Annotated in this window: 15 protein-coding genes and 1 tRNA gene; all 16 read right to left on the reverse strand. The window is 47.5% G+C overall.

The genetic code is table 11. The features are described 5' to 3' along the window. Position 1: 1 nt before the first annotated feature. Positions 2–1,096 carry a 3-dehydroquinate synthase gene (aroB, locus tag BLV33_RS06885; RefSeq protein ID WP_090789498.1) on the reverse strand — a complete coding sequence of 365 codons (1,095 nt, stop codon included), beginning with the start codon at positions 1,094–1,096 and terminating at the stop codon, positions 2–4. A 1-nt stretch (position 1,097) separates the two neighbouring features. Next, complete coding sequence (aroC, locus tag BLV33_RS06890) at positions 1,098–2,261, reverse strand: chorismate synthase (RefSeq protein ID WP_090789499.1); 1,164 nt, start codon at positions 2,259–2,261, stop codon at positions 1,098–1,100. 203 nt (positions 2,262–2,464) lie between these two features. Further along, the gene (locus BLV33_RS29220) at positions 2,465–2,629 is read right to left on the reverse strand and encodes a hypothetical protein (RefSeq protein ID WP_171909040.1); all 165 of its coding nucleotides are present in this window, start codon (positions 2,627–2,629) and stop codon (positions 2,465–2,467) included. A gap of 88 nt (positions 2,630–2,717) precedes the next feature. Continuing rightward, on the reverse strand, positions 2,718–3,509 hold the full coding sequence (locus tag BLV33_RS06895; protein ID WP_090789501.1) for a CheR family methyltransferase: 792 nt from the start codon (positions 3,507–3,509) through the stop codon (positions 2,718–2,720). A gap of 24 nt (positions 3,510–3,533) precedes the next feature. Next, positions 3,534–3,977, reverse strand: coding sequence for a nucleoside-diphosphate kinase (gene ndk, locus BLV33_RS06900; RefSeq protein ID WP_090789503.1), 444 nt, complete (start codon positions 3,975–3,977; stop codon positions 3,534–3,536). Between the two features lie 27 nt (positions 3,978–4,004). Beyond that, positions 4,005–4,982 (reverse strand): heptaprenyl diphosphate synthase component II, encoded by a 978-nt coding sequence (gene hepT, locus BLV33_RS06905; protein WP_090789504.1) that lies wholly within the window; start codon positions 4,980–4,982, stop codon positions 4,005–4,007. Further along, positions 4,979–5,842: a menaquinone biosynthetic enzyme MqnA/MqnD family protein gene (locus tag BLV33_RS06910; RefSeq protein WP_090789506.1), complete on the reverse strand. Its 864-nt coding sequence runs from the start codon at positions 5,840–5,842 to the stop codon at positions 4,979–4,981. The genes hepT and BLV33_RS06910 overlap by 4 nt, the downstream gene beginning before the upstream one ends. Before the next feature lie 64 nt (positions 5,843–5,906). After that, positions 5,907–6,782: a UbiA-like polyprenyltransferase gene (locus tag BLV33_RS06915; protein ID WP_090789508.1), complete on the reverse strand. Its 876-nt coding sequence runs from the start codon at positions 6,780–6,782 to the stop codon at positions 5,907–5,909. A gap of 7 nt (positions 6,783–6,789) precedes the next feature. Then, positions 6,790–7,515: a demethylmenaquinone methyltransferase gene (locus BLV33_RS06920; RefSeq protein WP_090789510.1), complete on the reverse strand. Its 726-nt coding sequence runs from the start codon at positions 7,513–7,515 to the stop codon at positions 6,790–6,792. 12 nt (positions 7,516–7,527) lie between these two features. After that, entirely contained in the window at positions 7,528–8,391 is an 864-nt protein-coding gene (locus BLV33_RS06925) for a heptaprenyl diphosphate synthase component 1 (RefSeq protein WP_090789512.1), read from the reverse strand. Between the two features lie 87 nt (positions 8,392–8,478). Beyond that, positions 8,479–9,012, reverse strand: coding sequence for a hypothetical protein (locus BLV33_RS06930; protein ID WP_090789514.1), 534 nt, complete (start codon positions 9,010–9,012; stop codon positions 8,479–8,481). 114 nt (positions 9,013–9,126) lie between these two features. After that, the gene (gene mtrB / locus BLV33_RS06935) at positions 9,127–9,366 is read right to left on the reverse strand and encodes a trp RNA-binding attenuation protein MtrB (RefSeq protein ID WP_090789517.1); all 240 of its coding nucleotides are present in this window, start codon (positions 9,364–9,366) and stop codon (positions 9,127–9,129) included. 269 nt (positions 9,367–9,635) lie between these two features. After that, positions 9,636–9,709, reverse strand: a tRNA-Pro gene (locus BLV33_RS06940). Positions 9,710–9,829: 120 nt separating this feature from the next. Beyond that, a complete protein-coding gene (locus BLV33_RS06945) occupies positions 9,830–10,102 on the reverse strand; it encodes an HU family DNA-binding protein (RefSeq protein WP_090789519.1) in 273 nt (90 codons plus the stop codon). Between the two features lie 271 nt (positions 10,103–10,373). After that, the gene (spoIVA, locus tag BLV33_RS06950) at positions 10,374–11,852 is read right to left on the reverse strand and encodes a stage IV sporulation protein A (protein WP_090789521.1); all 1,479 of its coding nucleotides are present in this window, start codon (positions 11,850–11,852) and stop codon (positions 10,374–10,376) included. Positions 11,853–12,115: 263 nt separating this feature from the next. Then, complete coding sequence (locus BLV33_RS06955) at positions 12,116–12,856, reverse strand: hypothetical protein (protein ID WP_253186994.1); 741 nt, start codon at positions 12,854–12,856, stop codon at positions 12,116–12,118. Positions 12,857–12,919: the final 63 nt, after the last annotated feature.

A 12,919-nucleotide genomic window follows, 5' to 3' on the forward strand; every position in this document is an offset into this window, starting at 1 on the left:
ATTAGGTCCCTCCCTTCAATTGGTCCACAATGGCTCTAACCTGTTCAGGCTTTACATCCTTGCGAATCTCGACCTCGCCGATCCGCTTAGGTACAATATAAACCATTGAACCTTCCATGAACTTTTTATCATGCATCATCGCACTCATAATTTTATCCGTATTCAAATGCGGCGGAATCGTCACAGGTAAACCAAACTTCTCAAAAAGACGTTTAGTCTCGTCATGAATCTGCTCCAAGTATCCGAATTCCCGCGCCAGCTTCGCCGCACCGACCATGCCGATCGCAATCGCCTCGCCATGCAGCAGCTCGCCGTATCCGGCAACCGCTTCCAGCGCATGGCCAATCGTATGGCCCAGGTTCAAGATAGCGCGAAGATCTTGCTCTCGCTCATCCTGGGACACGACGATCGCCTTTACCCTGCAGCCCTGATACAGCGCATATTCAAGCGCTTCCGGGTCCAAGGCCAGCAGCTTTTCCGCATTCGCGTCGCACCAGTCGACGAAGCTCTCGTCCCAGATCAAGCCGTGCTTGATCACCTCCGCCAGCCCGGCCCGCACCTCGCGGACGGGCAAGGTCAAGAGCGTGGAGATGTCGTAGAGCACCATCTCCGGCTGATGGAACGCCCCGATGATGTTCTTCGCCATCGGGTGGTTGACCGCCACCTTGCCGCCGACACTGCTGTCGTGGGCAAGGATCGTAGTCGGGATCTGCACGAAGCGGATCCCGCGCATGAAGCTCGCCGCCGCAAAGCCGGCGAGATCGCCAACGACGCCGCCCCCGAGGGCGATGATCGCAGACTTGCGATCGAGGCCCGCCTCCAAGGCGGCCGTGACGATTCCCTCGAGCTGCGCGAGGGATTTGGACGTTTCGCCTGCGGGAACCACGCAGGCTTCGGCTTTGTAGCCGCCGTGCCGGAGCCCGGCCATCACCTTGTCGAGGTGATGGGGGGCGACGGCGGCGTCGGTGACGACGAGCAGCGGCGAGATGCGGCTGATCTGGTGCTTGTCGAAGTAAGCAGCGATGCTGTCCAAGAGGCCGCTGCCGATGTAGATGGGGTAGGAGCGTTCAGCCAGATCGACAATGAGCTCTTTCATATTAATAGCTCTCCACTTGAGCTAGGTAATTGTTCAAGTTGCCGCGGATTTCCTCCAGGGAATCGCCGCCGAATTTCTCCATGAAGGCCTGCGCCACTTCCCATGCGATGACATTTTCCATGATCACGCCTGCAGCAGGCACGGCACAAGTATCCGAGCGCTCCACTTGAGCGGTGAACGCTTCCTTCGTATCAATATCAACGCTTTGCAGGGGTTTGTAAAGGGTAGAGATAGGCTTCATAACACCGCGGACAACAATCGGTTCACCTGTGGTCATACCGCCTTCAAAGCCTCCGGCCCTGTTGCTCTTGCGGCGGAAGCCGCCTTCCTCCGTATACACGATCTCATCGTGAACGAGAGAGCCTCTGCGCTGTGAAGCTTCAAAACCAATGCCGAATTCTACACCTTTGAACGCTTGAATGGAAAGTACCGCCTGCGCTATTCGGCCATCCAGCTTACGGTCCCACTGCACATGGCTCCCCAATCCGACCGGCGCGCCTTCGATGATCACCTCAACAATGCCGCCAAGAGTATCGCCGTCTTCTTTGGCTGCATCAATGGCAGCAATCATCTTTGCTTCTGCTACACTATCAACCACTCGCACAGGAGATTCCTCTGTGACGCGAATCAATTCATCCATCGAAAGCTCTTGGCGTTGAACTTCCACTTCACCAATACGGATGACCTGTCCGGCCACCTTGATGCCGAATTCGGCCAGCAGTTGGCGGGCAACCGCTCCGCACGCCACACGCATCGTTGTTTCCCTGGCGCTTGAACGTTCCAGGATATTGCGAAGATCCTTTTGGTTATATTTGAGTCCTCCGTTCAAATCGGCATGCCCGGGTCGCGGTCGATTGACTCTGCGTTTGCCTTCGCTATCATCGGCAATCGGTTCGATTCCCATAACTGTCGTCCAATGCTTCCAATCATTGTTCTCGACTACGAGCGCAATTGGAGCTCCCGTCGTTTTGCCGTGACGGACGCCTCCCACGATATTCGCCGTATCCTTCTCAATTTGCATCCGGCGGCCGCGGCCGTAACCCTTTTGCCGTCTTTGCAATTGAAAATTCAATTCATCAAAATTCAAGTTTACATTGCTCGGAAAACCTTCAATAATTGCTGTAAGCTGCGGTCCGTGCGTTTCACCTGCCGTTAAATATCTCAACTTTGGTTCCCCTTTCTCCAGTTCCAATCCAAAACGCTTTAGCGCTTTGGTGCGTGTAAGTATCTGTTGTCATTATAGTATAGCTCTATGAGTTTGGCAACCAGGACAGCGAAGGGACAACAACAAAAACACGCCATCCCAATAAGCTGCTCGGCAGCTCCAAGAATGCGTGTCTGTAACCGTCCGGCACCACTAGATACGCTCTAGCCGTGCATAGGCCGCTTCTGTATAATCCGGGAGCTGTCGGCCAACTGGGAATCGTTTAGCAAGCTAAGTATTTGCATGGAATCGATTCCTAGTATTTGCGCGCATTCCTGAATCGTGATGATTCCCTGACGGTAAGCGGAAATCACTTTTCTCTTATCCATATAAACCCTCCTAAGAGCTGATACAGCCATTTCCTCTTAGTATTGGAATTTATGGAAGAGGTTATACCTACGAAGCCAGAAACGTTTCTCAGAGCATTTTTTTGCGATAAAAGAATGTATCAGCCGACTCCAGATCGTATTGACCGGGTGTAAAAATTTGCTCCGTGGACCCAACGAATAATAATCCTCCGGGCTTTAGCGCCTTTGCAAACTTTTGATACAGAAGATGCTTGGCTTCCTCAGTAAAATAAATAATGACGTTCCGGCAAACGATCAAATCAATGTCTCTGTCGAATGGATCAACCAGCAGATTTTGCTTTTGAAATTTGACGGCTTGCTTGAGCTGTTCCGAGATGAGAAACGTGGCCGCCTGCTCCTGCCGAAAATATTTCTTGATGTAATCTTCTGGAACGTCCCGAAGTGAGCGGTCAAGATAAATTCCCTTTTTTGCTTTCTCAAGAGCACCTTCATCAATATCGGTTGCCAGCAAATGAGCTTCCGCAAGCACACCTTTTTCCGCTAGAATCATGGCCAGCGTGTAAGGCTCCTCACCCGTTGAACATGCTGCGCTCCAGACCTTGAGCCTGCGGGTTTTTCGTAGCATTTCTGGAATGAACCGTTTCTCCACGATCTCCCATCGGTTCGGGTTGCGCCAAAACTCCGACACATTGATTGTCATGCGGTCCAAAAACTCATAAAATAAAGACTTATCCTTCATCATTTCATCGAAGAAAGCGGCGAATGTATGGAACCCGCGTTTTATTCGCAGCGTTGTTAATCTGCGCTTCATTTGGGCTTCTTTATATTGCGCCAAATCTATGGAAGTAAAGTCTTTTATCTTTTTGATAAAGAGCAAGAAATCTAGATCTTGTTCCTCCACGCTTTGCTCCCACCTTGCCTTAGGCTAAATCCACTGTTGAATGGTTTGCTTGTATTCCACAATCTCTTCGGGCTTGAAGAAATTGCTGATTTCACGCTCCGCACTCTCAGGTGAATCCGATCCATGAATCAGGTTCCTGTTGGTATGCAATGCGAAATCACCGCGAATTGTGCCTGGAGCGGCATCCAATGTGTTCGTTTTTCCGACAACCACCCTGGACAATGCAATGACTTGATCCGCTTGCCAAACCATGGCAAATACAGGTCCGGCGGTAATAAAATTTAACAAATCATCGTAAAATGGCTTGCCTTTGTGTTCCGCGTAATGGAATTCGGCTTGTTCCCTGGTGACGACCATCAGCTTGCTTCCTACCAATTGAAAGCCCTTGCGTTCAAATCGTTTCACTATCTCTCCGATTAATCCGCGCTGGACTCCATCGGGCTTGACCATAAGGAAAGTTTTTTCCATGTAAAATGAGCCTCCTTATATCCATTTTCAATAGGTTCGATTACCGATAAAATGAGCTATCTCAATCAGATCTTTTTTTGCCCTGATCTCAGGTAGAGTATCCAGAGCATGAATGGCTTTGTCTATGTATTTTTGCGATAAAGCTTCCGCTTTGGTTACTCCCTCACTGCTCCGAATGATCTCGAGAAAGTGATTTACATCCGTTTGTCCATCCAACTGCTCGATCCGCGATAATTCGTTAAGAATAGTGGCTTTGAGCTGGGGCTCTTGCAGGGCAAACAAGACGGGAATCGTAATGTTTCCTTGTTTGACATCGCTGCCGGGCGGCTTGCCGATCTGCTTCTCGGTGCCGCAAATATCGAGTAAGTCATCTCGAATTTGGAATGCCATTCCGACGTTGTAGCCAAAATCGTAAAGCTTGCTGCTCACGGAGTCAGGTGCTTCCGCTGCCATCGCTCCGAGCTGGCAGCTAATCGCAATCAACAAGGCTGTCTTGCGCTTGATTCGCAGTAAATAATCGCGGATGGTCTGCTCTGTATGGAAAAAGAAACGGATTTGCTCCATCTCTCCGATACAAACCTCTACAATGGCTTTGGACATAATTTGATGGACAGCCGGATTGGCAATTTTCGTGACGACGCCGAGCGCCTTTGCGAATATATAATCACCCGTGTACATGGCTATTCGATTGTCCCATTTGGAGCGGACCGTGAGCTGGCCGCGCCTTGTATCGGCATCATCAATCACATCGTCATGCACCAAGGTCGCCATGTGGATCAATTCCAGAGGTACCGCAATATGCTTCATCGTTTCGAGCTTGTACGTTCCAAATTCGCCTGCCAGCAAGACAAAAACAGGTCTTATGCGCTTTCCTCCAGCTTTAAGCAAATGCAGCGAGGTTTCCTTCAACATGGCATTGTTGGAATAGACGCTTTCCTCCAGCTCCCGTTCTATGGCGGCAACATCTTTCTTTTTTCTCGAATAAATGTCCAGTAGATTTTTCATTCCGTCACCCGTGCTATTCTTTTCTCGAACCAAATCTCAATGGAGGGCATCTTTGGCAAAAGGCCAAGCTCCCAGCAGTATTGATAGTAAGTCCGCAATCCCTTCCATTGCTGTGAACCAAAGTCGTAGCAGAGCTGGCCGAAGTAATTCCTCCAATATTCCTTGCTTCCGCCGATCGTACGTTCAGCTTCACCAATCATCGCTTCCGGGCTTTCCAGACCCATTTTCTTGCTTTGGACGAAGGATTCAAACACCCTCTTAACCAGCTCGGGGTGCTTGTCTACTGTATCTTTGCGAACCGCCCAAACAGCGAACGACATCCACTCACCCGTCCATTTCGCCCATTCTTTCCCAAGGTCGGTTATCCTATACTTCGTATTCCGCCAGCTTTCGCGTATGGCATCATCCCCAATCAGGAGCGCCGCATCGTGCTTTATCATCATATCATCCAATACTGGAGAAGCAAAGGAGTAGCCAGGTTTCCCAGCGTAAAATTTTTCAATAATAATTTTTAAGAGATGAATGGAGGTCGCCGAGCTTGTCGTCAGGGCTATTCGACCGTTTACGATCTCATGCAACGGCTTTTCATGAAAAAGCAAAATGGAATTAACCTTGCCGAAGGCGCTGACGGATAAATCGGGATAGAGCACATAATCCTCAAAAACTTCTCCATAGGCGAAGGACGAAATAGTCCCCATGTCAATCTCTCCGGCAGCCAACGCTTTATTCAAACCGGTCGGCACCTGGTTGACGATTTCAATGTCTTCCTTGCTCACGAGCTCGGGGAAATAGTAGTAGATCGGCCATACATTGGTATAGTTAATTCTTCCGATCCGAATCTTGTTGTTTTGGCTCTTCATCGCTGTTCTCCCCATCTTTTGTACGCTCCGCTGGCGCTCGTTATCCCGATTACCCGATGGCCGTTCATTTGTGATGCACCAAGACCAGATCAAGCAGCGTAAATGCAAAGACAACCGTGCTTAATATCCCATTCATCGTAAAAAATGCAGTGTTGAGCTTGGATAAATCCTTGGGTGAAACGAGCTTATGCTCGTAAAAAAGAATGAGATAGGCGATTACAAGACCAAGCAAATACCATAAACTTAGATTCGTCATAAAAAATAATGTAATAAGTCCGACTGCAGTCAAGATGTGTAAAATACGCGCCGTGTATAACGAAGCGGCAATTCCAAAACGGCTGGGGAACGAATACAGTCCTTCCTTGCGGTCGAAATCCACATCCTGGCATGCATAGATCAGGTCGAAACCGGTACTCCAGCAAACGATGGTCAGGTAAAAAACAAGCGAAGCCCCTGAGATCGAGCCGGTTACCGCTACCCATCCCCCAAGCGGAGCCAGTCCCAGTGTCAAACCAAGGATAAAGTGGCAGGTCCAGGTGAATCTCTTGGTGTAGGAGTAAAACACTAGTAAAAATACTGCAATGGGCAGCAGCTTCATGCTCAAAATGCTAAGGTGCATTGTGGCCCAAATGAGTAAAGCAAACGATAGAATGATATATAATAACACTTGACGCGTTGAAAGAAGTCCGGCTGGTATGGCGCGATTCGCTGTTCGCGGATTTTTCTTGTCGATCACCCGATCGATGACCCTGTTGAGCGACATGGCCGCTGTTCTTGCTCCGATCATCGCGAGAGTGATCCATCCGATTTGGATCCATGATGGCATATGCCCTGTTATGACTACTGAACCGAGGATCGCTCCCATAAACGCGAAAGGCAATGCAAAGACTGTATGCTCGAATTTGATCATTTCCAAAAATATTTTAATTTTTGTCCACATGCGATATTTACACTCCCGAATTTGATTTCCCCTTCAAACCGATATGAAGGGCGGCTACTCCGCCGGTAAGCGGATAAGCTTCAACGTGCTGCAGCCCTTGCTCCCTGAATATAGCAGCGAGTTGGATATGGTCCGGAAAGCTCACTAACGATTCCGGCAGCCATCTGTATTGTTCATACCGCTTGGCAATTAATTTCCCAAGAACGGGCAGTACCTTTTGAAAATAAAAATAGTACATCGCCTTGAAGGGCTGCCAGGTTGGCTTGGACAGCTCAAGCGACACCACCATGCCTCCAGGTTTGACTACACGCTGCATTTCTCTGATGACTTGCTCCAGATCAGGGACGTTGCGCAGGGCAAATCCAATCGTTGCATAGTCGAAAGTATTGTCCTCATAAGGCAAGCTCATCGCATTACCGCGAATGAGCTTGATTTGCGTGTCGAGTCCCAGCTGTTTAATTTTATCGGCTCCGTAATCGAGCATGTTTTGGCTGAAATCAAGTCCCACTATGGAACCGCTGCCGCTGGCTTTCGCCAAGCTGATGGTCCAATCACAGGTTCCGCAGCATAAATCAATTGCGGTTTCCCCCGGCTTGACTTGTATTTTGTTCATGGTGAATTTCCGCCAGGCCTTATGCCTGCGAAAGCTTAAAATATTGTTCATCATGTCATATTTGGGAGCTATACTCTCAAAAACGGAATGAACGAACTGCTCCTTGGATTTGGATTCCACTTCAATGACACCTCAAATTTCTTCCAGCAGCTTTGGCTTGGATAAATGACGAAGGAAAGGCTGTCCTATGTGAAATAGTTCACTAATCAGCTTATCCGAATCGAGCTTCTGTACCTTTGTGTAGAGCTGTTTGATTTGGGAATCCAGCATCTGATACAGCTGTGAGGAGATATTGTATTTATGCAGCAGCGTTTTTATTTTGAAGGAATCCAGCTCTGCGGTTTGAAGCTGTTTGCGCTCTTCTTTGGAGCCATTTTGCAAAATGTACCAGAATCCCCAGCTTTCACGAAAATCAGCATCCGACTCCATACGAAACAGCTCTTCAAAAATAACCTCGCACTCGGTAAAGCCTTGGAGCATGTCCGGCCATGCCTGTTCGTACATTTTATCTAAAAGTCCTGTATAGGATAAAAAAAGCTGTGCTTTAATGGCAACAGATTGATGAATATATTCTTCGGCAGAGCATTTCAGCTGCTTCATCTTCATGTACAAATTCATTTTGAGTCTGTTCACTTCACAAATCGCATTGGATAATTGCTTCACCAGCTCGATCTGTCCTGCCTCTGCCAGCAAATGATAAAAGCGCGAACTGAAATAATCGCCTGCCAGCACCTTTAATTGTCTGGAGCGAGCCGCTTTCTTCTCCTTCACGTCATTGGAAATGGATACCTGGTCATGCGTATCCAGCCCCAATTGAACCAATGAGGTAACAAGCGCAAATAGTTCGCTCGTGTTATTCTTTACCGGGCTCCCGTTTAAAAAGGCAAATAACAGTCGCGTACGAAATTCAGGAAAGCCAGGCAAGTCTGTATGGTTTTGGATCATGTCATAGTTCGTATATTGTTTGGCGATCTCTGGGATGCGATAAGAATTCATAGAAAAGCCTCCGTAACCTTATGCCAATCTCATTTCTTGCTAAATCCAATTAATTATATCATAACCAGTACGATGAAGCCTAATTAATTACAACGGATAGCGTGCCTGCCATCTGGAGGTATAAGTCAGATGAAAGCGGGCTTTCACCTGCTGCTCCAGCAGAATGGAGCTGACTTCCTGCAGACGCGCATCCAAATTTTGAGCATTATCCCTATCTGCCGCCATGGCTAAAACCATTTGCGCATTGGTAAGAGCTGTAGCGTTCGAATAATCCATAATTCGTACAAGGACCTGGTTCACATTCGAAGTTCGGGTGAATGTCAATTGAGCGATAGCATATAGATCCCGATAAACCAACGCTTCTTCCACATTCCTTGGCAGACTGAGATCAATCGAGAGAACACTTTGGCTCAGTTCAACTTTGCGAATTCGCAGCTGCAGGGGGATTTGGACAAGCAGATCTACAAGGTTGCGGTCCGACAGCTGAACAACCTGGACGGTGGAGCCTGTCTGAGCAGAATTGGATATTGACAGATTTGTGGCCTCCGGCAATAAGGACATGGCTAACGCCAACAATCCTGAAAGTGCTGCAGTGATGAGGATACGGGCTTTCCATTTCATGTACATGGCCTCCCTGAAGTTTTCCATGGGAAAACTTGCTTCGTAAGCATAAGCTAAAAGCTTATACACCATTGTACAATGAAAAAAAGCAGGCTATGCCTGCAAGCCGAACAATTATTCCTCCGTGTCGATCGTACCGAACTTGGTCAATACAATCGCTTTGCCGCGAACCTTCACTGCCGAGGTATGCTCCGTAAATTGGGCGATCATGACTTCGCCTTTATCCAGCTTCTCGGTATGATGGAATCGGGTATCCTGACCTCTGGTTAATCCGATCACATGAACACCGTTTTCTTTGGCTTTAACTACAAAATATTCATTTTGTCCGCCGCCGCTGCCCTGATTGTTTTCCATGCCTTTTCCCCCATTCCGTTCATGGCTTAACACTGCTTCTCTTATGATGCTAAAAAAGCGATCACAAGTCAACCCTCCTGACAGATTCCTCAAGGATAAACGGCTACGTCGTCCTAAATGACGAGCGCGTTTGTCAAGGTTGAAGCGAAGTAGGATAAGTTTAGGAAAACTTATACTAACTTATCAACGAAACAAAAACCTCCCGATTAAGTGTTATCTTAACGAGAGGTTTCGAAATCCCAAATCAAAATTTCCTGCATAGAGCCTGATCGGAGTAGCGGGATTCGAACCCACGGCCTCATCCACCCCAAGGATGCGCGCTACCGAGCTGCGCCATACCCCGTAATCTTTCACTTTAGTTATTATAGTGCGTGCTTTTGCAAATGTAAAGGCATTTGAAAGCCATAGAAAAAAGCCGCGTCTGTGCACAGCCGCGGCTTCTTCTAATATGTAAAACTAGCAATTATTGAATTCCGTCCTTAAGCGCTTTTCCAGGTTTGAATGCCGGGATTTTACTTGCAGCGATTTCAATCTCTTCACCGGTTTGCGGGTTACGTCCTTTACGAGCGGAACGTTCACGAACTTCAAAATTCCCGAAACCTACAAGTTGTACTTTGTCTCCGCTTTGCAAAGCTTCAGAAATTGCGTCAAAAACAGCATCCACTGCTTTAGTTGCATCTTTCTTGGTAAGCTCGGAGGTTTCTGATACCTTGTTGATCAATTCAGATTTATTCATGCCATTCACCTCCTCCCAAAATTCTTTCATCCATTACTTTTCTGTTTTCACTGTTTCTCTAAAAAATATACATAGAAACAGAAAAATGATTGATTTCGCAGCGAAAAAATTGCTTTTCGACCAAACGAACAAACCTATCGTAATACACGGGCGAAGCAATTTCAAGTCCAGTTTGCTTTTTTTATGATAGATTTGGATAAAATAAGACAAAAAGCACTCTTTTGAGTGCTTTTGGACTATAACCTGCCAAGGAAGCTGAAACTGTACGGCATTAAAGTATAATGGCGATCAATCCACCGGAACCTTCATTGATAATACGGCCCAAGGTTTCCTGCAATTTGTATCTCGCGTTATCCGGCATCATCGCAAGCTTGCCTTGAATGCCTTCGCGAACAATGGAATGGAGTGATCGACCGAAGATGTCCGATTCCCAAATCTTGAGTGGATTGGCTTCAAAATCCTGCATCAGATAACGAACGAGCTCTTCGCTTTGCTTCTCGGTTCCGATGATCGGCGAGAACTCGGATTCCACATCGACACGAATCATATGGATGGACGGCGCTGTCGCTCTCAAGCGAACTCCAAACCGAGAGCCTTGCCTGATCAGTTCAGGCTCATCCAGATTCATCTCTGCAAGCGTTGGAGCAGCAATTCCATAACCCGTGGTCTTGACCATCTCCAGAGCTTCTGCGAATTGATCATATTCCCGCTTCGCATGCGTAAGATCCTGCATCAGCTGCAGCAGATGATCTTTTCCGCGGATTTCTACCCCTACGACCTCGACCAGAATGCGGTCATACAGTTCATCCGGGGCATACAAATCAATTTCTGCAACGCCTCGACCCATATTCATGCCAGCCAGAGCCGCTCTATCAATGAAATCATATTCGCCAAATTGATTAACTACACGATCCACGTCACGCAGTCGACGAATGTCTTGAACCGTGTCGCGTACGGATGTTTCAAATCTATCGCGCAGCCAATGGTTTTCATTCAGCACCATCACCCAGCTCGGCAAATTAACATTGACCTCGTGAACAGGAAACTCATAGAGCACCTCGCGCAGTACAGAGACCATTTCTTCCTCACCTGCAGTGGCGACGCTCATGGTCATTACGGGAACATCGTAGCGGCTTTGCAGCTCGCTGCGAAGCTCCTTCGCTGAATCGCTGCTCGGCTTTTGTGAATTCACAATGACGATGAACGGTTTGCCGACTTCTTTAAGCTCTGCGATGATTCGTTCCTCCGCCAGAATATATGAAGATCTGGGGATTTCCGAAATTGTGCCGTCGGTCGTGATCACAACACCAAGAGTGGAATGCTCTTGTATCACCTTACGCGTTCCGATTTCTGCCGCTTCCTGAAATGGAATGGGTTCATCGAACCAAGGGGTGCTGATCATGCGGGGACCATTTTCATCCTCATAGCCTTTAGCCCCTTCTACTGCGTAGCCTACACAATCTACTAGGCGTACATTGACATTCAAACCTTCCGCGACAACAATTTGAACCGCAGTATTCGGCACGAACTTGGGCTCTGTTGTCATAATGGTGCGGCCTGCTGCGCTCTGCGGGAGTTCATCCGTAGCACGAATTCGTTCCGTTTCGCTTTGAATGTTCGGCAGAACCACAGATTCCATAAAGCGCTTAATAAAAGTCGATTTACCTGTGCGGACCGCGCCGACAACCCCAAGATAAATATCTCCTCCCGTACGCTCTGCAATGTCCTTAAAGATATCCACTTTCTCCAAGAGAATCCCTCCTACAGTTTTGCGTAGCAGCTCTTCAGGCTGCGACTTGATAACTCGTACAATCATTTGTTCTAGTAAGAAATATATGTTTCTTCGATAGAATTATGTTAGGTGCGCAAATCTTTTTTCAATAATCGCACACACCTAACAAACTCATTCTCACATGGAACCTCTGAAAAAATATATGTAACAAGTCCAAAGCTTATGTCAAAAAAAATAACCTTTCGCATAAGTTCGCAAAAGGCATGTACATCATTGCTTTTTCATTGCTGATAAGGCAGCGGCTGCTTGTCGCTCCACCTGTAAGCAAAGGATCGGGCGGGTACAAAATAAGAATTCGCAACAAGCAATTCTCGCAAATCAGGCACGGGGTCCAGCTTGCTTTCTAGTTGTTTCGAAGTAATCACTTTCATGATGTCCGGCGCATAATCAATGGCAACAGTACCTGTTGATTGTTGGATGATATAGTTAATAAGGCTTTGTCGATTGTACGTCGATTTGACGGCCGGAGCTTTACCCCCAAGCTTTTGCATATCCAGATAATAAAAATCAGGAGTGATTTGAATCCCAATAGGCAGCGCTCCCGCATGCTTCGATTTATAATCTTCCACCTGTTTTTGCAAATCAACTACAGACTGATAGGCTGTCAGATCCATAAGCTTGACCTCCGCCCTGGTCTCAACATTAATGAGCACATACATAAAAATGCCGCCTTTTTCAAAGGCGTTTGCCGGTACAGCGCTTAATAAATTCATTCTTTGCAGCTTGCCAAAATCAATGACATATTTTTCGTACAACGGAGTTTTCATGTCGCTGTTCTTGATCGGCAGCACGCCTGTCTTGGTCCGATACTGATCGATAGCTTGTTGAACAACAGTGATGAACTCCGATGGATTCACTTGATTTTCCTTGCGGAGCTCATTTGGATAGGCACATCCCCCAAGCATTACCAGTAAAAGAACCCCCGCCAGAAAGCTAAAAGAAGTCCTAGTATACCGTTTCAAACCGATCCCCTCCTTCAAGGATAAACGGCTACACCGTCCTAAATGACGAGCGCGTTTGTCAAG

The sequence above is a fragment of the Paenibacillus sp. GP183 genome (assembly GCF_900104695.1).
Classification (GTDB): Bacteria; Bacillota; Bacilli; order Paenibacillales; family NBRC-103111; genus Paenibacillus_AI.